The 24,934-nt window shown below is 65.1% G+C and carries 21 protein-coding genes and 1 pseudogene; 6 read left to right on the top strand and 16 right to left on the bottom strand.

The annotated features are described in order from the left end of the window. Window positions 1-40 precede the first annotated feature (40 nt). From JJC00_RS19410 to JJC00_RS19385, 6 genes are read left to right on the top strand one after another with little or no spacing between them, the layout of a single operon-like run. A complete protein-coding gene (locus JJC00_RS19410; RefSeq protein ID WP_200474163.1) occupies window positions 41-1,219 on the top strand; it encodes an ROK family transcriptional regulator in 1,179 nt (392 codons plus the stop codon). Between the two features lie 52 nt (window positions 1,220-1,271). Then, window positions 1,272-2,558: an ABC transporter substrate-binding protein gene (locus JJC00_RS19405; RefSeq protein ID WP_200467590.1), complete on the top strand. Its 1,287-nt coding sequence runs from the start codon at window positions 1,272-1,274 to the stop codon at window positions 2,556-2,558. Window positions 2,559-2,608: 50 nt separating this feature from the next. Next, entirely contained in the window at window positions 2,609-3,484 is an 876-nt protein-coding gene (locus JJC00_RS19400; RefSeq protein WP_200474162.1) for a carbohydrate ABC transporter permease, read from the top strand. Next, window positions 3,477-4,334: a carbohydrate ABC transporter permease gene (locus JJC00_RS19395; RefSeq protein WP_200467589.1), complete on the top strand. Its 858-nt coding sequence runs from the start codon at window positions 3,477-3,479 to the stop codon at window positions 4,332-4,334. The genes JJC00_RS19400 and JJC00_RS19395 overlap by 8 nt, the downstream gene beginning before the upstream one ends. Before the next feature lie 10 nt (window positions 4,335-4,344). Next, complete coding sequence (locus JJC00_RS19390) at window positions 4,345-5,460, top strand: ABC transporter ATP-binding protein (RefSeq protein ID WP_200467588.1); 1,116 nt, start codon at window positions 4,345-4,347, stop codon at window positions 5,458-5,460. After that, window positions 5,457-6,224 (top strand): SDR family NAD(P)-dependent oxidoreductase, encoded by a 768-nt coding sequence (locus JJC00_RS19385; RefSeq protein ID WP_200467587.1) that lies wholly within the window; start codon window positions 5,457-5,459, stop codon window positions 6,222-6,224. The genes JJC00_RS19390 and JJC00_RS19385 overlap by 4 nt, the downstream gene beginning before the upstream one ends. Here the strand turns inward: JJC00_RS19385 and lpxB are convergent. The 16 genes and pseudogenes from lpxB to JJC00_RS19305 all read right to left on the bottom strand — a co-directional run bounded on the left by lpxB (window position 6,221) and on the right by JJC00_RS19305 (window position 24,931). Then, entirely contained in the window at window positions 6,221-7,402 is a 1,182-nt protein-coding gene (lpxB, locus tag JJC00_RS19380) for a lipid-A-disaccharide synthase (protein WP_200467586.1), read from the bottom strand. The genes JJC00_RS19385 and lpxB overlap by 4 nt on opposite strands. After that, window positions 7,399-8,256: an LpxI family protein gene (locus JJC00_RS19375; protein WP_200467585.1), complete on the bottom strand. Its 858-nt coding sequence runs from the start codon at window positions 8,254-8,256 to the stop codon at window positions 7,399-7,401. Before JJC00_RS19375 ends, lpxB begins: the two co-directional genes overlap by 4 nt. Window positions 8,257-8,275: 19 nt before the next feature. After that, complete coding sequence (gene lpxA, locus JJC00_RS19370) at window positions 8,276-9,067, bottom strand: acyl-ACP--UDP-N-acetylglucosamine O-acyltransferase (RefSeq protein WP_200467584.1); 792 nt, start codon at window positions 9,065-9,067, stop codon at window positions 8,276-8,278. A 115-nt stretch (window positions 9,068-9,182) separates the two neighbouring features. Beyond that, on the bottom strand, window positions 9,183-9,644 hold the full coding sequence (fabZ, locus tag JJC00_RS19365) for a 3-hydroxyacyl-ACP dehydratase FabZ (RefSeq protein ID WP_036010015.1): 462 nt from the start codon (window positions 9,642-9,644) through the stop codon (window positions 9,183-9,185). Then, window positions 9,641-10,708 (bottom strand): UDP-3-O-(3-hydroxymyristoyl)glucosamine N-acyltransferase, encoded by a 1,068-nt coding sequence (gene lpxD, locus JJC00_RS19360; protein WP_200467583.1) that lies wholly within the window; start codon window positions 10,706-10,708, stop codon window positions 9,641-9,643. The genes fabZ and lpxD overlap by 4 nt, the downstream gene beginning before the upstream one ends. A gap of 150 nt (window positions 10,709-10,858) precedes the next feature. Continuing rightward, on the bottom strand, window positions 10,859-13,393 hold the full coding sequence (gene bamA / locus JJC00_RS19355; protein WP_200467582.1) for an outer membrane protein assembly factor BamA: 2,535 nt from the start codon (window positions 13,391-13,393) through the stop codon (window positions 10,859-10,861). A gap of 174 nt (window positions 13,394-13,567) precedes the next feature. Beyond that, the gene (rseP, locus tag JJC00_RS19350; protein ID WP_200467581.1) at window positions 13,568-14,719 is read right to left on the bottom strand and encodes an RIP metalloprotease RseP; all 1,152 of its coding nucleotides are present in this window, start codon (window positions 14,717-14,719) and stop codon (window positions 13,568-13,570) included. Window positions 14,720-14,763: 44 nt separating this feature from the next. Next, on the bottom strand, window positions 14,764-15,987 hold the full coding sequence (dxr, locus tag JJC00_RS19345) for a 1-deoxy-D-xylulose-5-phosphate reductoisomerase (RefSeq protein WP_200467580.1): 1,224 nt from the start codon (window positions 15,985-15,987) through the stop codon (window positions 14,764-14,766). A 4-nt stretch (window positions 15,988-15,991) separates the two neighbouring features. Next, the gene (locus JJC00_RS19340; protein WP_246773853.1) at window positions 15,992-16,834 is read right to left on the bottom strand and encodes a phosphatidate cytidylyltransferase; all 843 of its coding nucleotides are present in this window, start codon (window positions 16,832-16,834) and stop codon (window positions 15,992-15,994) included. Next, a complete protein-coding gene (locus tag JJC00_RS19335) occupies window positions 16,831-17,589 on the bottom strand; it encodes an isoprenyl transferase (RefSeq protein ID WP_200467579.1) in 759 nt (252 codons plus the stop codon). The genes JJC00_RS19340 and JJC00_RS19335 overlap by 4 nt, the downstream gene beginning before the upstream one ends. A gap of 123 nt (window positions 17,590-17,712) precedes the next feature. Beyond that, a complete protein-coding gene (gene frr, locus JJC00_RS19330; RefSeq protein ID WP_200467578.1) occupies window positions 17,713-18,276 on the bottom strand; it encodes a ribosome recycling factor in 564 nt (187 codons plus the stop codon). 66 nt (window positions 18,277-18,342) lie between these two features. Beyond that, a complete protein-coding gene (gene pyrH, locus JJC00_RS19325; protein WP_200467577.1) occupies window positions 18,343-19,059 on the bottom strand; it encodes a UMP kinase in 717 nt (238 codons plus the stop codon). A 60-nt stretch (window positions 19,060-19,119) separates the two neighbouring features. Next, window positions 19,120-20,043, bottom strand: coding sequence for a translation elongation factor Ts (gene tsf / locus JJC00_RS19320; RefSeq protein WP_200467576.1), 924 nt, complete (start codon window positions 20,041-20,043; stop codon window positions 19,120-19,122). A 136-nt stretch (window positions 20,044-20,179) separates the two neighbouring features. After that, window positions 20,180-21,169: a 30S ribosomal protein S2 gene (locus JJC00_RS19315; protein WP_200292254.1), complete on the bottom strand. Its 990-nt coding sequence runs from the start codon at window positions 21,167-21,169 to the stop codon at window positions 20,180-20,182. Window positions 21,170-21,377: 208 nt separating this feature from the next. Continuing rightward, window positions 21,378-24,025: pseudogene (locus JJC00_RS38610) on the bottom strand (caspase family protein). 165 nt (window positions 24,026-24,190) lie between these two features. Beyond that, a complete protein-coding gene (locus JJC00_RS19305; RefSeq protein WP_200467575.1) occupies window positions 24,191-24,931 on the bottom strand; it encodes a carbonic anhydrase in 741 nt (246 codons plus the stop codon). Window positions 24,932-24,934 lie beyond the last annotated feature (3 nt).

Here is a 24,934-nt window from a genome sequence, read left to right as displayed (position 1 = left end):
CACGCGCAAATTCTTACACTAAGTAAGAATGACGACAGGGATGGAAATGCCGGAGCAGCCGAGAAGTCGGCGGCAGACGCGTGCTGCCATTTTGACCCATTTGCTCCAATCCGGCGGCTCGTTCCGGCCGCCGCTGGCGCGCGCCGTGCGCCTGTCCGAAGCAAGCCTGTCGCGCATCCTGTTCGACCTGAAGGCCGAAGGCCTGATCGAGGAAATGCGGCGCCCTGCCCCTTATGTCGGCGGCCCGACGGGTCTGGTGTCGCTCGACCGCACGGTGACGCTCGCGGCCCTCGAGCTCACCGAACGATGGCTCAGCGTCGGCGTTGGCCGCCTGTCGGGCGAGCTGCACTACACCGAGCGTGTGCCGCTGCCGAAGAAGCCGACCGTCGAATCCGTCGGCCGGGTGTTTCGCGAGGCGCTGGCACTGCTGCGCGACTGGACGCGCCGGCGCCGCATCAGGCTCGCACAAGTCGGCGTTACCGTTCCGGGCCTCGGCCGCCTGAGCGAATTCGGCAACCCCATCATTCCCTGTGATGTCGGACGTATCGGCAACATGTTCGGCGAATTGTTCGCGGGCGTGCCTGTTGCCTTCACCAATTCGGTAGTGGCGCACGCCGCCTTTCATCGTTGCCGCACGGAAAACTACCCATTCAGCGATGCGCATCTGTTCGTCTTCGTCGGCCAGGGCGTCGCTGGCGCCTGGATGGACGATCCGATCGAGGACGACGCGCTCGACCCGGTCGAGCTCGGCCACATGGTATTCGGCACTGACGGCCCGCGTTGCCGCTGCGGACATCACGGCTGCGTCGAAGCCTATACGTCGCTGCCGGCGCTGGCCGAGCTTCTGCGCGTCACCGAAGCAGAATTGCTCCAACTCGGCAGTGAATGGGTGACCACGATCCCCCTCACAGCGCGGGTACGCCAGGAATTGCGCCAGCGGCTCTTCAGGCTTGGCCTCGCCATCGGCAACACATTGAACGTCAAGCCATGCCGCGGCGTTGTCGTCAGCGGCTGGCCATCGCTGCTCGCCGAGGACGATCGCCAGGCCGTTATCGACGGGATCGACTCCTGCCTGCTCGGCGGCCGGAAACTGGCGCAGGTGTCGCTCGCCTTCGTGCCGCCCTCGAACGGCAACGATCCGCAGGCCGCACTCGCCTTCGCCGCGCTCTGCCTGACCAGAAGCGGCGGCATGCCGGCCGCATCGACGGAGGCCGCCTGAAATAGCCTGCGCGGCTCTCACGCAAAACAGTTCACACCGGGAGGAACTTGCCATGCCGATCACAACAACAAGGCGTCGTCTGCTCGCTGGATCTACTGCCGCGCTCGCGCTGCCGGCCTTTGCCCGCGCGCAAGGCGCGGTCAAGCCGCGCCTAACCGCAATCTCGCAATGGTCCGCAGGAAGCGATGGAGCTGCCATCACGGCGCTCGGCAAGAAATTTGAGGAGAAAGGCGGCATCTGGCAGCACTCGCCCGTTCCCGGCTTCACCACCGAAATGATGAACAAGCTGCGCGCCCAGATCATCGCCGGCGATCCGCCGGCCTGCTCCCAGCTCAAGGGCCCCGAGATTGCGGCCTGGTCGAAGATTGCGCCGACCGTCGATCTTGACGCCGTGGTCGCAGCCGCCGGCTACGAGAAGGTCGTCGCGCCAGACCTCGCAAAATTGCACAAGCCTGCGGGCAAGTGGATTGCGCTGCCGTTGCAGATCTACAGCACCAACATGCTGTTTCTCTCCAAACGCGCGATGGACAAGGCCAAGGCCGACAAGCCGCCGGTCACCTGGGCTGACTTCAATGCTCTTGCCGAAAAGATGAAAGCAGCCGGCATCACTTATCCCATTGCCAACGGCGGCTCCCGCCCCGACGACGGTCAGAAATTCGAGGCCTCTTTCGCCGGCATCAGTCCGACGGCATATCGCGCAGCCATTATGAATCTCGACAAAAAGGCGCTGGACGGACCCGAGATCAAGGCAGCCTTCGCACAGACGCGCAAGATCGCCGACTGGTCGGACCCCAATGTCGGCGCCCAATCCTATGCCACCAATTTGAAGCGCTTCGTCGACGGCGACATGGGCATGCTGATCATGGGCGGCTGGGCGCAGGGCGTGTTGAAAAACGCCGGTTTCAAGTTCGACGACTACGTCATCGCGCCGGGACCCAGCGACAATGGCAAGCCGGTTTTCCTGTTGAATGCCGATGCCTTCATCTTCTGGCAGCGCAAGGAGGCCGACCTGCAGGCCGGCCAGATGTTGATGGCGCAGCTCGTCATGGATCCGGCGATCCAGACCATGTACTCGCAGATCACGGGATCGATCCCCGTGCGCACCGATGTCGATCTGTCCGGTGAAGGCTGGTCGGACGGTCAACGGCGGACCGCGGCAGCGCTGAAAGACGCTGTCGCCAGCAACCAGGCCGTCCTGAGCCTCGCGCACAACATGGCGCAGGAGAACGGTCTCACCGCCGCGATGATCGACGTCATCACCGAGTATGTGAAGAACAAGACGATCAAGCCGGACGAGGCGGTCACCCGCCTCGCCGAGGCCGTCGAGAGCTCACGTTGACCAACGCCATCTCGACAGCAACGCGACCGGGTCGGCCGGCGACCTCTGAGATGGTGCGCCGGCTGCCCGAATTTCTGATGATCTGGGTGCCGCTGCTGTTGTCCGCAGCGCACCTCATCTCGTTTTCGATCTGGACCATCTGGATTTCGTTCACGCCATCCACCCTTGTTCCGGTCTCGGGCTGGGTGGGCTTGCGCAACTACAATGCGGTCCTGGCGTCGCGGAACTGGCAGATCGCCTTCGACAATCTGCTGCTGTTCGGCATCGCCTTCGTGCTGCTGAGTTTGATCACCGGCCTCTTGCTCGCGATTCTGCTCGATCAGCGCATTCGCGGCGAGAACGTGCTGCGTACCATCTTCCTGTACCCCCTGGCGGTGTCGTTCGTCGTCACCGGCACGGTCTGGAGCTGGCTTCTCAATCCCGGTATCGGGATCGAGAAGCTCGTCCATGACCTCGGCTGGACCGCGTTCCGGTTCGACTGGCTGGTCAATCGTGACATGGCGATCTGGACCATCGTCATCGCTGCGATCTGGCAATCCTCAGGCTTCGCCATGGCGCTGTTCCTGGCCGGCCTTCGCTCCGTCGATGCCGACATCATCAAGGCTGCGCAGATCGACGGCGCTGGACCGTTCCGAACCTATCGGCGCGTCATTCTGCCGACGCTCTGGCCGATCACCATCACCGTCGTCGTGGTCCAGTTGCAGTTCGCGATTTCCGCCTTCGACCTCGTCCGCGCGCTCACCAACGGTGGGCCTGGCATTGCGACCCAGCTGCCGGCCCTTGTCGTCTACGATTTGATGTTCCAGCGCAGCCAGCTCGGCCGCGGAGCGGCAGCGGCAGTGCTCATGCTGCTCATTCTTCTCGCGGTGCTGCTGCCCTATGCAGCGTGGCGTTACGTCCAGCGACGGCAGGCCACCCATGCGTGACCGAAGCTTCGCCCCAAGCCGCATTCTGATCTATCTCATCGTGACATTGTTCGCGGCCGCCTACCTCGCCCCGCTGGTTGTCGTGGTGCTGAACTCGCTCCGGACCAATGAGGAAATCGCGCAGAGTTCAATGATCGGCTGGCCGCAACATTTGGCCTGGAGCAACTACGCCCTGGCCTGGAGCGGCTTCTGCGTCGCCGAAACCTGCGCCGGCATCCGGCCCTATATGCTGAACTCCGCGCTCATCACGATACCCGCGACTGTTATCTCCACCCTGCTCGGTGCTATCGCGGGTTACGCGGTGGCCCTGTGGCGTTTTCGCGGCGACAACTGGATCTACGGCATCGTCACCCTCGGCCTCTTCCTACCCCAGCAGATGCGCCTGCTGCCATGGACCATCGTGCTGCGGGACATCGGCCTCATCAACACGCTGACGGGCCTCGTGCTGATTCACACGATCCAGGGACTGTCCTTCACCGTGCTGTTCTGCCGGAACTACTATGTCGCCATTCCACACGAATTGATCAGGGCCGCGCGCGTCGATGGCGCCGGGTTCTTTCGTATTTTCTGGCGCATCATCCTGCCGCTCTCCTCTCCCATCCTGATCGTCACCGTGATCTGGCAGTTCACCCACATCTGGAACGAGTTCCTCTATGGCGTGACGTTCACGACCGGCCAGCAGCAGCCTGTGACGGCCGCGCTCATCGCGCTGTCTGCCGCGGTCGCAGATATCCCGCAGCATGGCGTGCAAAGCGCTGCGGTGATCGTCGCGGCACTACCCACTTTGCTGATCTATCTCTTCGGCGGCAGGTATTTCGTACGCGGCCTCACTGCCGGGGCCGTGAAATGATGGATATGTCATGGCAGCACTAAGCATTCGCGCCCTGTCGAAGCGCTACGCCAATCTGGAGGTGCTCAAGGGCATCGACCTCGACATCGAGAGCGGTGAATTCACCGTGCTGGTCGGGCCGTCCGGCTGCGGCAAGTCCACGCTGCTCAACATCGTCGCCGGGCTCGATCGGGCGAGCGACGGCACCATCGAGATCGGCGGACGCGTCGTCAACGACGTTCCGCCCAAGGACCGCGACATCGCCATGGTGTTCCAATCCTACGCGCTCTATCCGTCGATGACGGTGCGCCAGAACATCACCTTCGGCATGGAATGCCGACACGTGGCCAAGGCGGAGCAGGAGAAGGCGCTGGCGAACGTGGCCAAGCTGCTGCAGATTGAACCGCTGCTCGGCCGCAAGCCGTCGCAACTATCCGGCGGCCAACGCCAGCGCGTGGCGATGGGGCGCGCGCTGGTGCGCGATCCCCTGCTCTTCCTGTTCGACGAGCCGCTCTCCAATCTTGACGCCAAGCTGCGCGTCGAGATGCGCATGGAGATCAAGCGGCTGCATCAGCGCATCGGCGCCACCATCGTCTATGTCACCCACGACCAGATCGAGGCGATGACGATGGCGACCCGCATCGCCGTGATGCATCGCGGCGTGGTGCAGCAATTCGCCGATCCCGACACGGTGTATCGCTATCCGGCCAATCTGTTCGTCGCCCGCTTCATGGGCTCGCCGCCGATGAACACAATGCCGGCACGGCTCGAGGCCGACACGAGCGGGCCTGTGGTGGTGATTGGCCCGGGTCGGCCTGATGAGGTTCGTCTCCGCCTCCAGGACTACGACGCGGCTGTGTCCTATGTCGGCCGCGAGGTGGTGATTGGGATCCGGCCGGAATGCATCGCCGAGGGGGATCGCGTGTTCTCTGGCGCCACGGCCGCGCCGGTCATCGTCTCCGCCCCAGTCGAGCTGGTCGAGCCCACTGGCGCGGAGACCATCGTCCTGCTGCGGCTTGGCGGCGAGCCCGCGCAGGCGCGCATCTCGCCGGACATCCGCCCGACACCGGGCGGGACCGCCTCCTTCGCCCTCGATACCCGCCGCATTTGCCTGTTCGACCCTGAGACGGAGCGACTGATCGCATGACCAAGACGAGCTATGCCGACCTCGCGGACCGCGTGGTGCTGATCACCGGGGGCGCCAGCGGCATCGGCGCCGCCTTCGTGCGGGCTTTCGCCGCCCAGGGCGCTCGTGTCGCCTTCCTCGACATCGATGCGCAGGCCGGCGAAGCGCTGGCGCACGAGGTGGCGAAAACGTCCAGCACAACGCCGCTCTTCGTGCCCTGTGACCTCCTCGACATCGACGCCCTGCGCGCCGCGCTGGCGAAGGTGCACGGTTCGCTCGGCGATGCCGCGGTCCTCGTCAACAACGCCGCCAATGACCAGCGCCAGGTGCTGGCCGAGGTGACGCCGGCCGAATTCGACTGGATGATCGGCGTCAATCTCAAGCACGTCTTGTTTGCCGCACAAGCCGTGGTGCCGCAGATGCAGGCGCGTGGCGGCGGCTCGATCATCAACATGTCGTCGGTGGCCTGGATGCGCGGCGCGCCGGCGCTACCGGTCTACGCTGCGGCCAAGGCGGCGATCGTCGGCTTCACCAATTCGCTGGGCCGCCGATTTGGTACCGACCGCATCCGCGTCAACGCGATTGCGCCGGGCATGGTGATCACCGAGCGGCAGCGTCGGCTGTGGTTTCCCAACGAGCAGGCCATCGCCGAGCTACGCACGCGCCAGGCCATTCCCGATGCGGTGACGCCCGAGGATGTCGCTGACATGGCGCTCTACCTCGCCTCCGACGCGAGCCAGCGCATCACGTGCCAGTGTTTCCGGGTCGACGGCGGATTGGCCTAGCTGACACGCCCCTTCCGCATCGTCGCGAGCACGATGTCGGCGGCGAGCACGCTCGGTGATTTATTGCCGGTGGACATGATGGTGTCGAGCTGCGCGAAGCCTTCGACCTGCTGCTTGCGCATCGGCGTGTCCGTCAGCACCTCGGACAGTGCCGCAGCGAGCTTCTCCGGCGTGCAGTCCTCCTGCAGGAATTCGGGGATCACGTCCTTGCCGATCACGAGATTGGCGAGGATCACGGAAGAGACCTGGATCGCGCGGCGCAGGATGAAGGCCTCCATCGCGCCGACGCGATAGGCCGTCACCATCGGAATGCCCGATAACGCCAGCTCAAGCGTCACCGTGCCGGATTTCGCCAGCGCCGCGCGCGCGATCCGGAATGCGGCGCGCCTCTCGGTTTCGCCGACCACGATCCGCGGCTTGACCGGCCAGGTCGCCACGCCCTCGCGGACCGTGGCTTCGAGATGCGGCATCGTCGGCAGCATCAATTCGAACGCGCGGCCTTCGGCCTGCAATCGCCCGAGCGCGGCGCCGAACAGGCCGAGATGATGCCGGATCTCGCTGCGGCGGCTGCCCGGCAGCACCAGCAGCAGCGGCGGCTCGCTGTCGCGGCGCTTTTGCTCGTCAGGGTTCGGGCGCAGCGACGGCAATTGCTCGATCAGGGGATGGCCGACATAGCTGCATGGCGGCCCTTTCAGCTTGCGGTACTCCTCCGGCTCGAACGGCAGCAGACCCAGCACGTGATCGACATAACCGAGCATCGCGCGCGCGCGGCCCGGCCGCCAGGCCCAGACCGAGGGCGAGACGTAGTCGACGACGGGAATCGCCGGATTCTTCGCGCGCACACGGCGCGCAACGCGATGGGTGAAATCGGGACTGTCGATGATGACCAGCGCGTCGGGCGCGGACTCGGTCACGGCATCCGCGGTCTCGCGGATCAGCCGCAGGATCTTCGGCAGTTGCTGCATCACGGCGGCAAAGCCGACGATCGACAGCTCCTCGATCGGAAACAGCGTCTCGAGCCCCTCGCGCGCCATGGTGCGGCCGCCGACGCCCTCGAACTGCACGCCGTCACCGAGGCGCTGGCGCAGCACCTTCATCAGCGCCGAGCCGAGCCGGTCGCCGGATTCCTCCGTCGCGATCAGAAAGATCTTCCGTTTGGGATCGCGGGTCTGCATCACGCGGGCAGACCGATGACGAAGAGATATTTGGCGTCGGCGAGCCCGATCATCGCCTGCGGCTCGGCGGCGATGGTGTTGCCGGCGATGACAGCGACACCGGCAAGGCCGGCCTTGGCGACGCCCTCGATCGTGCGCGCGCCGATCGTCGGCAGGTCGAAGCGCAAATCCTGGCCGCTCTTCGGCGCTTTCACCAGCACGCCGCGTCCGGTGGCGGCACGGATACGGCCCTCCTCGCGCAGCCGCGCCACGCGCGCCAGCAGCGCATCGGTACCCTCGATGTCTTCGACCGCCACCACGTGGCCATCGATCACCACGGCGGCCTGACCGATGTCGAACGGCCCGAGCGCGGTGAGCACCGCGCGCCCGCGCTCGATGTCGCTTTTGGCATTGTCGGCGGGCCAGGCGCGGGTGATGCAGCCCTCAGGCATCAGCAGGTCGGGCGCGACGTCCTTGATGCCGACCATGCGAAAGCCGCCTTGCTCGAGAATGCGCCCGACACCGGACAGCAGATGATCGTCGCCGCCGCGGAAGGCGCGGATGACGTTGCCGAGCAGCCGCAACGTCGTGAAGTCGAACCGGATTTCCGTGAGCGAAGGCCGCACCAAAGTGCCGATGAAGATCAGGTCGCGGCAGCCCTCCTCGCGGAACAACCGCATGGCCCGGCCGAGCTGACCGACCGAGATCCAGCGGTGGCGGAATTTCTCCACTTGCACCGGATCGCAGGCGCCTCGCAACGGAAACAGCACCGGCGAGATGCCACGCGCGGCAAGCGACTCGGCAACCGCAAACGGCATCGCGCCACCGCCCGCGACCACGCCGACCGGTGATGACATCCCTGAAGCCGCCGATGTCATGTCCGCGGCCATCCCTGCGTCACTTCTCGATGGTGGGAATACAGAGCGGACGCTTGCCCTTGCCGATGAAGCCGAGGATTTCGGCGATCGCAGGATCTTCGCTCTCAAGGAGTCGCGCCGCCTCCAGCCGCTCGGCGAATGTGCCGGGGCCATGGAAGAGTTTCTGGTAGAACGCACGCACGGTTGCGAGGCGCTGCCTGGTGAACTTGCGCCGCTTCATGCCGATGAGATTGAGGCTCTCCAGCACCGCATATTGGCCGTTGGCGAGCCCGTACGGGATGATGTCGTCGCGCACGCCCGAGAGGCCGCCGACCATCACATGGGAGCCGATGCGCGTGAACTGGTGCACCGCGGACAGCCCGCCGATGTAGACGGCATCGCCGACCTCGCAATGGCCGCCGAGCGTCGCCGAAGTCGCGAAGATCGCGTTGTTGCCGACCATGCAGTCATGGCCGACATGGCTGTTGTTCATGAAGTAGCCGTCATTGCCGACGCGCGTCTTCCCGCCACCCTTGACGGTGCCGACGTTCATCGTCGCGCCTTCGCGGATGGTGCAACCGGAACCGATGTCGAGCGTGGTCGGCTCGCCCTTGTAGCTGAGGTCCTGCGGCGCGCCGCCGAGCACCGCGAATGGCGAGATCACGCAATTGTCCCCGACCGAGGTATGGCCGATGACGGTGACCTGTCCAATCAGCTTGCAATTGGCCCCGATCCGGGCGTTGCGACCAACGATGCAAAAGGGCCCGATCTCGGTGCCCTCGCCGATCACGGCGCCGTCTTCCACCCGGGCGGTGGGGTCGATCTTACTCATCAAGAAGGTCTGACTATGTGTTGAACTTGCTCAGCTTTCCGCTGGTTAGCGCGACGGCGCCCGATCTGTCCAGTGACGTATGATCTCGGCGTGTTTCAGAAGGCGCAGGTTCACCTCAGTCCGTCAGCATCGCCCCGACATCGGCTTCGGCGACGACCTGGCCGTTGACCTTGGCGTCCCCGTGAAACCACCACATGGTCTTGCGGCGGCCGAGCGAGCGCATGTGATACTCGATGGTATCGCCGGGCAGCACGGGCTTGCGAAACTTGCACTTGTCGATGGTGAGGAAATAGACCGCGCGAGGCTTCTCGGTGCCCTCGACCGACTTGATGCCGATCACGCCGGCGGTCTGCGCCATCGCCTCGATCATCATCACGCCGGGATAGACTGGACGTTCGGGGAAATGGCCCTGGAAGGCCGGCTCGTTGAAGGTGACGTTCTTGATGCCGATGCCGCTGTAATCGGCCCGGATGTTGATCACCCGGTCGATCAGGAGCATCGGAAAGCGGTGCGGCAGCGTCTGGAGAATCGCATTGATATCCACCAGCTCGAATTTAACAGGTGATTCCGCCGTCATTCCCGTCCCTCGTCCTTCGGATCGGCCTTGCTGTCGCGTACCAGGCGTTCCACCGCGATAATTTCCTTGAACCACTGTTTGGTCGGCTTGGCAAAAAATCCGCCCCAGCGACCGTTCGGCGGGATGTCGTCCTTGACGCCGCTCATTGCGGTGACCTGGGCCCCGTCACCGATCTTGAGGTGATTGTTGATGCCAACCTTTGCTCCCAGCGCCACGTTGTCGCCGATCGTCAGGCTGCCCGCGAGCCCGATCTGGGCCGCCAGCAGGCAGTTCCGGCCGATCGTCACATTGTGGCCGACCTGGACCTGGTTGTCGATTTTGGTGCCCTCCCCGATCACGGTGTCGCGCAAGGAGCCGCGATCGATGGTGGTGCCGGCGCCGACTTCCACATTGTTCTGGATCAGCACACGGCCGGTCTGGGGCACCTTCAGATGGCCCTCGGGGCCGAAGAAGATGAAGCCGTAGCCGTCCTGGCCGATCGAGCAGCCGGGATGGATCAGCACGTTGTTGCCGATCAGTGCACACTGGATAGCCGTGCGGGCACCGACATTGCAGTCCCGCCCGATCTTGACGCCCGGACCAAGGACCACACCGGCGCCGATCACGGTGCCGCTGCCGATCTCGACATCCGGACCGATGACGGTCAGCGGCTCGACGATGACGTCGTCCTCCAGCCGCGCCGACGGATCGATGATGGCCGATGGGGCAATGCCGTCATTGCCGAACCAGGACTGTGGGCGCAGCGCATCGCCATGCCATTCCCGGGCGATCCCGACAAAGGCGCGGAACGGCTGCGCCACCCGCAGCACGGCCACATGCGCGGGCACCTGGGCCTCGAAGCGCGGGCTCACCAGACAGGCGCCAGCCTTGGTCGCCTTGAGCTCATCGGCGTATTTGAGGTTGTCGAAGAATGCCAGATGCATCGGGCCGGCTTCGTCCAGCGAAGCAAGACCCGTGATGACATGACCGCCCCTGACAGGGTCGACCAGTTGCGCCTTGGTCAGCGCGGCGATGTCGGCCAGCGTTGAAGCCGGCGGTCTTTTGAAGAAGGTCGGCTGCGCCATTCCACCCCGTCGCGGTCCGGCTTCGGCATGAAGCGGCCAAGCCGCATCATGCCTTATCTCATGGATTGATCACGATCTTTTTGGCGGCCGGCCCCAAGGAACTCCCCAAGAGGAACCCCTAAGCGGCCGGATCATGCCCTGCTGATCGAACTAGAACGAGGTGCCGCCGCCGAACCGGAATTCCTGCGTGCGGTCATTCTTGCCCTTGGTGAGCGGCACTGCGTAGTCGAAGCGCAGCGGTCCGAACGGAGAGGCCCAGATCAGGCCGACACCGACCGACGAGCGGACCACATTGCCGTTGTCATACACCAGGCCGGTACAAGTTCCAGCCGTGGCCGGGTTGACGGTCGATGGCGTACAGGTCGAGTTCCTGGTCGTGGTCATTTCGTTGGTCACCGACCACGTCGTCGGGCCCTGATAGTCGAAGAGACCGCCGGCGTCGGCGTAAACAGCGCCCTTCAGGCCCACTTCCTTCGGCAGGAACCAGAACGGCATCTGCAATTCCAGCGAAGCGCCCCAATATTTGGTGCCGCCAATCGCGTCCTGCGTACCAAACGGATTCAAATCGCGCGGGCCGATGCCGTTCGGCGCGAAGCCGCGGACGAGGTTCGGACCCATCTGGAAATGATCCAGCATGCGCAGATCGTTGTTGCCGACCTTGTTCAGGATACCGCCCTGGAGGTGGACGATGCCGACAAGATCAGACACCAGCGACTGGTAGTACTTGGCGTCCGCGACGGTCTTCAGGTAGGAGACGTCGCCGCCGACGCCGGCGAAGTCCTGCCTGAAGTCGATGAGCAGGCCGTCGGTCGGGTTCTTGTTGTTGTCGAGCGTGTTGTAGGTCAGCGTGTAGCCGAGCGCCGAGGTCAGCGTCTTGCCGTTGGCAAGCTCCTTGCGGACCGGCAGCGAGGCTTCGCCGTCGCTGTAGCAGCCGAGGCCGTTGGTCGAGGTCAGGTCGATGCCGTTAACGGCGGCAAAAGCCGGGCTCGGGTTGAATGCCGACGAGCCGAGGACGTTGTTACAGTTCGCCAGGTAGGACGGCAGCGTGATTTCCTGCCGGTAGATCGAGTAGCGCAGCTGGAGCGACAGATCTTCACGCAGGGAGAAGCCGAGGCGCGGCGAGAAGCCGAGCGTCTTGGTGCCGTAGGAGATGTAGTTGTTGGACAGCTGGGTGCGCTGGTAGAGGTCGAGCCCCAGCGCGACGCGGTAGTCGAGCAGATACGGCTCGACGAACGACAGCGAATAGCCGCGGGCGTACTGGCCGTAGGTGACCGACGCCTTGGCGAACAGACCGCGGCCGAGCAGGTTACGCTCGGAGACCGAGACTTCGGCCAGCGCACCGTCGGTCGTGGAGTAACCACCCGAGACCGAGAAGTCGCCGGTCGACTTTTCCTCGAGATCGACGATCAGGACCACGCGGTCGCTCGAAGAGCCCGGCTCCGTCGTGATCTTCACGGTCTTGAAGTAGTCGAGGTTCTTCAGGCGGCGCTCGGCGCGATCGACCAGCGCACGGTTGTAGGCATCGCCCTCGGAGAGGTCGAACTCGCGGCGGATCACGTAATCACGGGTACGCGTGTTTCCGCGGATATTGATGCGCTCGATGTAGGTGCGCGGACCTTCGTCGATGTTGAACACGACGGCGACGGTGTGCGCATCGAAATTGCGATCGCCGCCCGGACGCACCACCGCGAATGCATAGCCGCGGCGCGAGGCCTCGATCTGCATATCCTCGACCGACTTCTCGACCGATTCGACGTTGTAGAGCGAGCCGACATTGACGCGCGAGAAGCTGCGCAGCGAGCTCGGGTCGAAGTTCGCGATGCTGGTGCGGAAATCGACGGTACCGACGCGGTACTGCTGGCCTTCCTCGATCTTGAAGGTGACGTTGAAGCCCTTCTTCTCCGGATCGTATTCGGTGAGCGCGGCCACGACCTGAACGTCGGCGAAGCCGTTCTTCAGGTAGAAGCGGCGAATCAGGTCGCGGTCGGCCTCGACGCGGTCCGGATCGTAGATGTCACCGCTGCTGAGGAAGCTCAGCAGATTCGATTCGTGCGTCTTGATGACGTCCCTGAGGCGGTAGGACGAGAACGCGGTGTTGCCGATGAACTCGATCGACTTGACCGAGGTCTTGGCGCCTTCGTTGACCGTGAAGACGAGATCGACGCGGTTGTTCGGCTGCTCGATGATCTCGGGCGTGACAGTCACGTCATAGCGGCCGGAGCGGCGATAGATTTCGGCGATTCGCAGCGTGTCCGACTGCACCATGGCGCGGGAGAACGTGCCGCGAGCCTTCGACTGGATTTCGGCGGTGAGCTGCTCGTCCTTGATCTTCTTGTTGCCCTCGAACGCGATGCGCCCGATCACCGGGTTTTCCACCACGGAGACGACGATCTGGCCGCCGGCGCCGCGGTTGATCTTCACGTCCTGGAACAGGCCGGTTTCGATCAGCGCCTTGAGGCCGTCATCGATGGCGCCCTGATCGAGGCGACCACCGGGGCCGGGCTTGAAATAGGAACGGATCGTCTCCACCTCGACGCGGCGATTCCCTTCGACGGAAATCGACTGCACGGTCTGAGCGAGCGCAGACGAAGACACGAAAATAGCCCCAATCGGGGCAACCACCGGCGCGCCGAACATGATCAGGGTTGCTAGCAAGCCCCCCCGGAGTCGCAGTCCAAACTTCATGCGCAACGCGCCCTTATCAACTTACCAGACCCAACCCCAAAGCCGGTCTGGGAGATTCCCCAAGTTCAAGCCGCTTGTAGCCAATTTCCCCGACGTCGCAAACGGCAGCTGACACCGCAATTTCAATTTCATTCCAAGACGTTGCCTAAGAGCAACGCCACAAAAAAGCCCCTATCAGGAAGCGGCCATCCGCAGGATGTCGTTGTAGGTCGCGAACACCATCAGCATCAGCACCAGACCGAGCCCGATTCGGAACCCCATTTCCTGGGTCCGCTCGGACAGCGGACGACCTCGGACGATTTCGGCCGCGTAGAACATAAGGTGACCGCCATCGAGCAGCGGGATCGGGAACAGGTTCAGAAGCCCGATCGAGACCGACAGCACGGCGCACAGATTGATCACAAACTGGAACCCGGCGCTGGCCGCCTGCCCCGACATCTTGGCGATGCCGAGGACGCCGCTGACCTCGTTCGGATTACCTTGGCCGATGAACAAAGAGCCCAGGAACTTGAAGGTGCTGGTGATGATGAACCAGACCTGCTCGCCCCCGATCTTGAGCGCCTCGCCGACACCGACCGGCGAAGTCGAGGCCTCACCGGCCTGGGACTTGTGCTCGACGCCGAGCACGCCGACGCGGTGGCTGTTGCCGAACGGATCCTTGCGCTCGAGCAGCGCCGGCGTCGCGGTCAGCGACACGATCGCGCCATCCCGCTTCACCTGGAAAGCCAGCGCCGAACCGGCGCTCGTCGCGACGATCCGCTGCATGTCGGCAAAGCTGTCGATCGGCTTGCCGTCGATCTGCACGACGACGTCGCCGATCTTGAAGCCGGCGGTGGCCGCAGCGCCGTCGACAACGACGCCGTCCACGCGCGCGATCGTGCTCGGCTTGCCGTAGTACAGGGCCATGCCTGCGAAAATCAGGGCGCCGAGGATGAAATTGGCAATCGGACCGGCCGCGACGATGGCGGCGCGCGGGCCGACCTTCTTGTGGTGGAAGCTGCCGGCGCGCTCCTCGGCCGTCATGGCCGCGAGCGCTTCAGCCGACGGGGTCGAAGCCTCGCTCTCGTCGCCGAAGAACTTGACGTAGCCACCGAGCGGGATCGCCGAAATCTTCCAGCGGGTGCCATGGCGATCGTTGAAACCGACCAGCTCAGGTCCGAAACCGAGCGAAAAGGTTAACACCCGAACACCGGCCCAGCGCGCGACCAGGAAATGGCCGAGTTCATGGAAGAACACGACGATCGTCAGGACGAACAGGAAGGGAACGACGTAGCCGAGGAGCCCATGGCTCAACGCATTGAAACTATGGGTAAAAAAGTCGATCATCGAATTCCCTCATCCAGCGCCGCAAGGCCCTGGCCCCGAACTACCTAGGATGCCTTTAAGGCAATTTGAGGCAATAGGGCGGCAGCTTTATTTCGCGAAATATGGTCAATGGATATTGCGTCATCCGCTGAGGTCATGGGGCCCTGGTTCCCACCTCGGATCCAGTCCTCCAGGGTCGCCTCGACCAGCCGGGCAATGGCGCCGAAGCGGATCTTGCCGGCGATGAAGGCCGCGACCGCGACCTCATTGGCGGCATTGTAGACGGTGGTCGCTCCCTTCCCGTGCCGGAGCGAATCGAAGGCCAGGCGAAGCCCGGGGAACCGCTCGAAATCCGGTGCCTCGAAGGTCAGCTGGCCGATCTTGGCCAGATCGAGCTTGGCTGCCGGTCCCTTGATGCGGTCAGGCCAGCCGAGGCAATGGGCGATCGGCGTGCGCATGTCCGGCGAGCCGAGCTGGGCCATGACCGAGCGGTCGGAGAACTCGACCATGCCGTGAATGATCGACTGCGGATGCACCAGGACGTCGATCTCATCAGGCGACAGTGCGAACAGATAGGACGCCTCGATCACCTCGAGCCCCTTGTTCATCATCGAGGCGGAATCGATCGTGATCTTCTGGCCCATGCTCCAATTCGGATGCTTCAGGGCCTGTTCGAGGGTCGCCTGCTCGATGTCGGCCGGCTTCCAGGTGCGGAACGGGCCACCCGAGGCGGTGATGATGACGCGAACCAGCTCGTCGCGATTGCCCGATGCCAGCGCCTGGAACAGCGCGTTGTGCTCGGAATCGGCCGGCAGAATACAGGCGCCCGCTTTCGCCGCGCGCTGCATGAAGAAATCGCCGGCGCAAACCAGGCATTCCTTGTTCGCGAGCGCGACATGCGCGCCGCGATCGACCGCAGCCAAGGCCGGCTTCAGTCCGGCCGCGCCGCTCACCGCCGCCATCACCCAATCGGCCGGACGCGCGGCCGCCTCGATCACCGCGCTTTCGCCGGCGCCGCATTCGGTGCTCGTGCCCGCAAGGGCGGACTTGAGCTCGGCGAGCTTGGAGGTGTCTGCGATCGCGACGAAGCGCGCGGAGAATTCCTTCGCGAGCTTCGCCAGCGCTTCGACATTGCCGTTCGCCGTCAGGGCCTCGACGCGATAGCGCTCGGGCGAGGCGCGCAACAGATCCATCGTGCTGTCGCCGATCGAGCCGGTGGCGCCAAGCACTGTGACGCTGCGGATGTCGGCCGCGGCCGGCTTGTTGTTACGCAAAGGGACTGCGCTCATATCCTCACCAAACCATAAGACCGCTTCCGGCGCTATGCACACCGTGGCGGAGGAAGCCGATAATCCATGCCACCAGGATGGCGGCGACAAAGCCGTCCAGGCGGTCCAGAAGTCCGCCATGGCCGGGAATTAAGTGACTGGAATCCTTGACGCCGAAGCGCCTTTTCACCGCGGATTCGAACAGATCGCCCGCCTGCGAGACCACCGTGAGGACCGCACTGAGGACCAAGAGTGGAACCGCCTTGCCGAAGCCGAAGGCGGCAAAACCGCCCGCGACCGCGAGGCTTGCCACGACGCTGCCGAGCGCCCCGGCCCACGTCTTCTTCGGGCTGACGCGCGGCCACAGCTTCGGTCCGCCGATGCCGCGGCCGGCGAAATAGCCGCCGATGTCGGTCGCCCACACCACGAGCAGCACGAACATCAGCGCGGCGAAGCCGTGCACGAAATCCTGCCGCACCAGGATCGAGGCCAGCAGGGCCGCGGAGGCATAGGCGAATCCGGTCGCGGCCCAGACGAACTTGCCCCGCGCGATCAGCGTCACGATCGCACCGCCGACGCAGCCGGTGACGACGGCGGTCTTCAGTGCGCCGAAGGCGACGCAGGCGCCCATCATCGCGATGACAATCGTCCCTGCGCCGGTCAGCGCAACGGACCCCGCCCCCACCACCATCAGCCATTCCGCGAACAGCCCGATCGACACCAGCGTGACGAGAAGCGCCCACAGCCAGCCGCCGGCATAAGCGATCGCGATCGCGAGCGGCGCCAGCACGAGTGCTGCGAGGACTCGCATCAGGAAATTGCTCGGGGCAGGCTTCGAGCCCGCTGCTTCGGCGTCGGGTTCGCTCACGAGGCGGTTTTCGCGACCAGGCCGCCGAAACGGCGCTCGCGCCGGGCGAATTCGGCGATCGCGCTTTCGAGCGCCGCCTTGTCGAAATCGGGCCAGTGGACCGGCACGAACACGAGCTCGCTATAGGCGGCCTGCCACATCAGGAAATTGGACAGGCGCTGCTCGCCACTGGTGCGGATGATGAGATCGGGATCGGGAATGTCGGGCGCGTCGAGATGCGCGCCGAGAGCATCGGCGTCGATCGAGGCAGGATCGCGCCTGCCGTCGGCGACTTCGCGCGCGAGCTTTTGCGCCGCTTTCGCAATCTCCTGCCGCGAGCCGTAGTTGAAGGCAACGACAAGCGTGAGGCGCGTGTTGTCGCGCGTCAATTCCTCGGCCTCGTTCAGCAGCGCGCAGATGTCGACCTCGAGCCCGTCACGCTCGCCGATAATGCGGACCCTGACGCTGTCGCGATGCAGGCTCGCGAGATCGTTGCGAATGAAGCGCTTGAGCAGCCCGAAGAGATCGCCGATCTCGCTCGCCGGGCGCGACCAGTTCTCCGAGGAGAACGAGAAGATGGTGAGATAGCGGATGCCGAGCTCGTGCGAGGCACGCACTACGCGGCGCAGCGCCTCGACGCCGCGGCGATGCCCCTCCGCCCGCGGCAGACCGCGCGCGGCCGCCCAGCGCCCGTTGCCATCCATGATGATGGCGACATGCGCAGGCGCGTCGGACCGGTCTGGTCCTTCCGTTGCGGGCGCGGCGGCGTTGGACATGACGGCAGCCTTAAAGCATGATCCGGACCCGAAGGGCCGCGTGAGCGCTAAGTGCGAAGCGGTTTTCCGACAAGATCATGCGCGAACTATACTCTAGAGCGTGATGATGATGCTCATCGCGCTTTAGACGGTGAGGATTTCTTTTTCCTTGGCGGCCAGCAGCTGGTCGATCTCGGTGATGGTGCCGTCGGTCGCCTTCTGCACCTCGTCGGCGTGACGCTTCTGATCGTCCTCCGACATCTCGTGATTCTTCTCGAGCTTCTTCAGAACATCGAGACCGTCGCGACGGACGTGACGCGTAGCCACCTTGGCGGCTTCGGCGTATTTGTGCGCGACCTTGACCAGCTCCTTGCGGCGCTCCTCGTTCAGCTCGGGAATGCGCAGACGGAGCACCTGGCCTTCGGTCGCAGGCGACAGGCCGAGATTGGAATCGACGATCGCCTTCTCGACCGGCTTCACCATCGACTTGTCCCAGACCTGCACCGAGATCAGGCGCGGCTCGGGCACGCTGACTGTGGCGAGCTGATTGAGTGGCATGTGACTGCCATAAGCCTCGACCTGCACCGGATCGAGCATCGAGGCCGACGCGCGGCCCGTACGCAGGCCGCCAAGCTCGTGCTTGAGCGACTGGACCGCGCCCTGCATGCGGCGCTTCACTTCGTTGAGGTCGAAATTATCCGTGGCCATCACGTTTCTCCTTCAATATCCCGGCGACCTCACCGCGCCCTTCCCTCGGGCGCACCAGATGAGCCGTCAGCCGGCGACGATCGTCCCGTGGCCGGCGCCGCGTAGAATCGCGCCGATCGAACCGGGCTCCGCGATCGAAAATACGATGATAGGCAGCGACGTCTCGCGGGCAAGTGCGAAGGCGGTCGCATCCATCACCTTGTAGCCGCCCTCGATGGCCTGGGAATGCGTCAGCCGGTCGAATCGCGTGGCGGACGGGTCCTTCTTCGGATCGGCCGAGTAGACGCCGTCGACATTGGTCGCCTTCAGCACCACCTGGGCGCCGATCTCGGCGGCGCGAAGCACCGCCGTCGTGTCCGTGGTGAAGAACGGATTGCCGGTTCCACCGCCGAGCAGCAAGATTCGGCCCTCGGCGAGATATTTGTGCGCCGCCGCGCGAGTGAACAGCTCGGAAACTTCGGGCATGACGAACGCCGAGAGAGCCCTCGCCGGCATGCCCTTGCGCTCGATCGTAGCTTCGAGCGCGAGACAGTTCATCATGGTGGCAAGCATGCCCATGGTGTCGCCGGTCGGGCGCGACACGCCGCGGGAGGACACATCGACGCCGCGAAAGATATTGCCGCCGCCGATCACAACCGCAACCTCGGTGCCAAGCTGACGGGCGGCGATCAGATCGTCCGCAACCCGGTCCAATGTCGGTTGATCGATGCCAAAGCCTTGCTGTCCCGCGAGATACTCGCCGGACAGCTTGATCACGACGCGACGATAGACCGGATCAGTCATGAGCACTTTCCTCGTCCGGGCGCCGCTTCCGGCGGCACGCCGGAAGGAACGTTCCGGCGCTTACTTCTTGCCGCTGGCCGCCGCGACCTCAGCCGCGAAGTCCGATTCCTGCTTCTCGATTCCCTCACCGAGAGCATAGCGCACAAAGCCAGCGATCTTCACGGCGCCGCCGACCTTGCCTTCGGCTTCCTTCACCGCCTGCGCCACCGACTTGCCGGTGTCGTGGATGAAGGCCTGCTCGAGCAGGCAGACTTCCTTGTAGTAGGTCTTGAGGCCGGACTCGACGATCTTCTCGATCACGTTCTCCGGCTTGCCCTGCTGGCGATATTTGTCGGCGAGCACGTCCTTCTCGCGCTTGACGACGGCCGGATCGAGACCGGACGGCTCGAGAGCAAGCGGGTTGGTGGCGGCGACATGCATCGCGATCTGGCGGCCGAGCGCTGCGAGCTCGTCGGCCTTGCCGGGCGATTCCAGCGCCACGATCACGCCCATCTTGCCGGCGCCGTCGACCACAGCACCGTGGACGTAGCTCGACACCACGCCCTGGCTCACTTCGAGCGAAGCGGCACGACGCAGCGTCATGTTCTCGCCGATGGTGGCGATCGCGTCGTTGATCGCGGCTTCCACCGAGACGTCACCGACCTTGGCGGCCTTGATCTTCTCGACGTCAGCGCCGGCGTCGAAGGCGACCTGGGCGACCATCTTGACCAGGCCTTGGAACTGGCCGTTGCGCGCCACGAAGTCGGTCTCGGAGTTGACCTCGACCACGACGCCCTTGTTGCCCTTGGTGAGCGCGCCGATGAGGCCCTCGGCCGCGACGCGGCCCGACTTCTTGGCGGCCTTGGACAGGCCTTTCTTGCGCAGCCAGTCCTGTGCCGCTTCCATGTTGCCGTCGTTCTCGGTCAGCGCGGCCTTGCAGTCCATCATGCCTGCGCCGGTGGACTCGCGCAGATCCTTGACCATCGCAGCTGTGATCGTTGCCATCGTTGAAAATCCTTCTTGCCTGCCGGTGCGCCGCGGCGCGGCTCCAATTGCCCCGCCGCGGTCCATCTCAGGAATTCGCGTCAACTGAATGAAATGGTGGCCGGATCCCGTCCGGCCAACCGATCGCTCTTTTTGACTATTCCGCTTCCGCGGTCAGCGCCTTGGCCTTAGCCACCCAGGCATCCGCCCGGCTCGGCAGACCGACTTCTTCGCCGATCTTGTGCGCGGTGTCGTGGTCGAGCTCGGCGAGCTGCCAGAAGTGGAAGATGCCGAGGTCGTTGAACTTCTTCTCGATCGCGCCCGACACGCCCGGGAGCTTCTTGAGATCGTCGGCAGTGCCGCGCGGGCCGGCAAGGCCCTGGAAGCCGCCAGCCGAGGGCAGCTCTTCGGCGACCGGACGGGCCGATGCACCGATGTCGATGCCGGAATCGCCCTGGGCGCGCGAGATGCCGTCGATCGCGGCGCGCGCAATGAGATCGCAGTACAACGAAATGGCACGACCGGCGTCGTCATTGCCCGGCACCACGTAGGTGATGCCCTTCGGATCGGAGTTGGTGTCGACGATCGCAGCGACCGGAATGTTGAGCCGCTGGGCTTCCTGGATCGCGATGTCTTCCTTGTTGGTGTCGATCACGAAGATCAGGTCGGGCAGACCGCCCATGTCCTTGATGCCGCCGAGCGAGCGATCGAGCTTGTCGCGCTCGCGCTGAAGCGTCAGGCGCTCCTTCTTGGTGTAGGAATTGGCTTCGCCGCCGGCCAGCACCTCATCGAGGTGACGCAGGCGCTTGATCGAGGCCGAGATCGTCTTCCAATTGGTCAGCGTGCCGCCGAGCCAGCGCGAATTGACGAAATACTGCGCGCAGCGCTTGGCCGCGTCCGCGACGCCGTCCTGCGCCTGGCGCTTGGTGCCGACGAACAGGATGCGGCCGCCCTTGGCAACCGTGTCGCTGACGGCCTGGAGCGCCGTGTGCAGCATCGGCACGGTCTGGGCGAGGTCGACGATGTGGATGTTGTTGCGGGCGCCGAAAATGAACGGAGCCATTTTCGGATTCCAGCGGTGAGACTGGTGACCAAAGTGCACGCCAGCTTCGAGCAGCTGACGCATAGTGAAATCGGGTAGTGCCATCGTTCTAATTCTCCGGTTGGTTCCTCCGGAAGCGTGTGAGCAAAACGGAGCGTTGTCGCCCCGGCTGCCACCGGACGGCCTTGTGAGCCATGCTTCCGTGTGAGATGGCGCGCTGTATAGCGCCATTTCGGCCAGAAGCAAGGAAATAAGGGCCTTTCGGGCTTTTACAGCCCACGAAAGGCCCATTCCGGGATTTTCGCCTTGCCCGCTAGCACTTTGGCTGGTTGGGCGGGCATTTCTTTGCCGCCGGCGGCGGGGCGGCAGGTCGCGGCGGCGGCGCAGCTGGACGCGGCGGCGGCGCAACAGCCATCCGGGGCGGCGGCGGCGGCGGGGTGCCGGCCGGGCTGCCGGGGGCGGCGGTGCGGGTCGAGCGGCTGCAACCGGGGGAGCCGGTCGTGGCGGCGGAGGCGCGGCCATCCTTGGCGGAGGCGCCGATACCCGCGGCGGAGGCGGCGGCGTCGGCCTCGCGACGGCCTGGGGCCGCGGCGGCGGCGCAATATGGGTGACCGGCGGCGGCGCGGTCGGCCGAGCCTGCGTCGGTGGCGGCGCCAGCTTTTCGCGCAGAGCCGGCTTCTCGACCGGCTGCACATTGGCGTGCGACTGCGCAGGCGGCGATGGCGGGGTCGGCTTTGTCGCTTCGGGCTTTGCCGGCGCATTGGCCGTATTCGCCGTATTCGCGGGACTGACCTTATTGGCGCGCTCCTGGACGTTCGGACGCGCTCCTCCCGTAGGCGGCGCGTTTGATGGCATCGTCTGCGGCGTGAGCTTGGCGTTGGCAGGCTGCGAGCTGCTGCCGGGTTTGGCGGTGGCGCCAGTGCCACCAGCGGGGTTCGTCGAGGATGACGTTCCCGCGGCCGCCGTTCCTGTCTGCGGCGCGCCCTTGATCGCGGGCGCGGTCTGGCCGGGCACGGGCAAGGAGTGGTTGGACGGCGGACCGGCCTTCGTATCCGCCGTGCTCGGCGCGGTGGCCGTATTCGCCGGATTGGCCTTGCCTCCGGCCGCGGGCCCGGTGGCGTTGCCGGTGACCGGCGCACCGGGAGCTCCCGTCTTCGCCGCTGTCGCCGCACCACCGGTCGCTGGCGCGCCCTGCGGTCCGGTGACCGTTGCGCCCTGCACTCCCGTCTTCGCCGCGGCGTTGCCGGTCCCGGACGCGCCCGTTGGAGTTCCCGTAGCAGCGTTGCCGGTCGGCGCCGTGACTTGGCTCCTTGTCTTCAAGGCTGCCGCGCCGGCTTTCGTTGTCGGATCAACCGAGACCGTGTTGGGGACCTGTGCCTTGTTGTCCCGGATCAGGGCGGCCTTTTGAATCACGGTCGGCGGCACGGCGGTCGTTGCGCCGACAGGCTTTCCGGACGCTGCCGCAGTCGCGGTAATAGCTGGATCGCCCGCCGCTGTTACCGGTGGCGGCGCAGGCTGGTTGATCACGGTGTTGATGACCGTGGTGTTGTGGATGTTGTTGAAGATGATGGTATTCGGCGGCGGCGCGACATAGACCGGCGGACTGTAGAATGCCGGGATCGGCACGAACACCGGCTGCGGCAGCACGAACAGGCCGACCACGGGCAGCGGCGGTGCCAGCACCACGAAATCCGGCGGCGGCGGCGGACAGAAATAGACCGGCGGCGGCGGTGGCGGCGCGAAGCCGAAATCGGGGTCGCTGAAATACAGTACGGGACGGTCGACATAGACCACTTCGGCCGGCGGCGGCGGAGGTACGTCATAGTCCATCATCGCGAAGGTCGGCGGCGGCTCGAGCGGCGCTGTCAGGATCGCGAGCCTGCGCCGGGCATCGCCCGCATGCGGCCCGCGCGGATAGCGGCGCAGATACGACCAATAAGCGTCCGCCGTATCGGCGCGATAGGACCGCCGCCAGGTGATCGCCTCGCGGCGCGCCGCCACGATCGCCATCACGCGCTTCGCAAGCGGATCGTCGGGATAGGCGGCGAGAAAGTCCTCATAGGCCGGCAGCGTGTCGCGCTCGAGCGCGGCCGCATAGGCGTCCTGCACACCGAGATCGCGGATCGGCTTGTCGCGCATCGCGGCGACCTGGTCGGGCGCAGCCTGCGGCGGGGGCGCGTCGGGAGCGCGCTCGAAGAAGGCGAATTGCGCTGATACTTTCTGGTCGTCCCAGGGCACCTGCGCGCCCTTGGAGGCCTCGTTGACGCGCAGGCGGACGCGGTCGAACACCTCCGGCAACGACAGGCCGCCGGTGCGGATCATCTCTGCGAGCGATTGCGCATAGACGCCGTACGGCCCCGGCTCTTCCGGCGCCACCGTGCCGGGTGCGGCGTTGAAGGCGATCAGCATGTTCGGGTCGGGCTCGACCAGCGCCAGGCCGCTCGCGATCGGCTGCTGGCCGCCCTCGATGAAGGGCTGCGCGCGCGCCGCGTCGAGCACGACGATGTTGGCCTTGAGCGGGATCGAGCCGAGCTGGCGGGCATAGTCGCTGACGCGCAGTGCCTCGGTCGGTATGTCGGTGTCGCGCGCGATGTTGGAATCGACCGGGATGAAATAGTTCTCGCCGGCGAGCTGCACGCCATAACCGGCCAGATAGATCATCGCGACGGTGCCGGGTCCTGAGGCCTGCGCCTTCTGGATGAAATCGCGCAAGCTCTTGCGCAGCGTGTCGCCGTCGAGATCACGGGCGCCGACCACGTCGAAGCCCGCCGCCTGCAGCGTCTGCGCGATCAGGCCGGCATCGTTCGCGGTGGTTGCCAGCGGCGACTTCGAATAGGCGCCGTTGCCGACCACGAGCGCGATGCGCTTTTCCTGCTGCTGCGCACGCACCGGTGTGAGCGCAGCAGCAACGAAGAGGATCGGCAAAAGGAAGCAGATGAAGACCTTGTGTGTCCCGCGCATGGCTTGCTTGCCCGTTATTGTTGTTGAGGTGCCAGCACGCATGAGACGCGCGGCCGGCTGAACGGCAGTTGAACGAAAGGCTCGGATTGAGGCGGCTGCGTGGCGTCCGCCTGCCCCGACCTCTCCTGTCAGCTCCGCGTAAGCCTCGGCCTTTTGGCGCAAGCCTCAGCCCTGCGCGATCAGCTCCACCGTTCCCGTCGTGAGCCGGTAGATGCCACCGACGATTTTCAGCTTGCCCTGTTCCACAGCTGCACTGAGGATCGGCGCGGCCGACTTCAGCTTCGCGACATTGTCGATCACGTTCTGCCGGGTCGCCTTGTCGAGCACCTCCCCGCCCTGCTGCATCGCAGCCTTCGCGGCGGGCGCAATCGCATCGACCAGCGAGGGAATGTGTCCCGGCGGCGATGTGTTGTCCTTGAGCGCCTTCAGCGTGGCATCGACCGCACCGCACGCATCATGGCCGAGCACGAGGATCAGCGGCGTGCCGAGCACGGCGACCGCATATTCCATGCTGGCGACGGTCTCGGTGCCGGCGAAATTGCCGGCGACGCGGCAGACGAAGAGATCGCCGCGGCCGGTGTCGAAGGCATATTCCGGCGCGATGCGCGAGTCGGCGCAGCTCAGCACCGCCGCGAACGGATTCTGCCCGCTGGCCAGCGCCTCGCGCTCGTGCTTGAAGTCGTGGCGCCGCGACACGCCGTCGACGTAGCGCGCATTGCCCTCCAGCAGCCGCTTCAGCGCCGCATCCGGCGACAGCACGTTCTGCGGTTTGGGCGGCGGCTTGGTTTCCTTGGCAAGAGCTCGGCCGGCGAAGACGACGCTGAGCGCCGAGGCCGTCAGCAGCATCGCAGACCGCCGCGATGGCGCCAGTCTGTCAGGCATGACTTCAGAGCACTGATCGCACATGTC

The sequence above is a fragment of the Bradyrhizobium diazoefficiens genome (genome assembly GCF_016616885.1).
In the GTDB taxonomy this organism is placed as follows: Bacteria; Pseudomonadota; Alphaproteobacteria; order Rhizobiales; family Xanthobacteraceae; genus Bradyrhizobium; species Bradyrhizobium diazoefficiens_F.
Note: the sequence above shows the minus strand (reverse complement) of the source record. Positions and strands in the feature narration are given on the sequence as shown.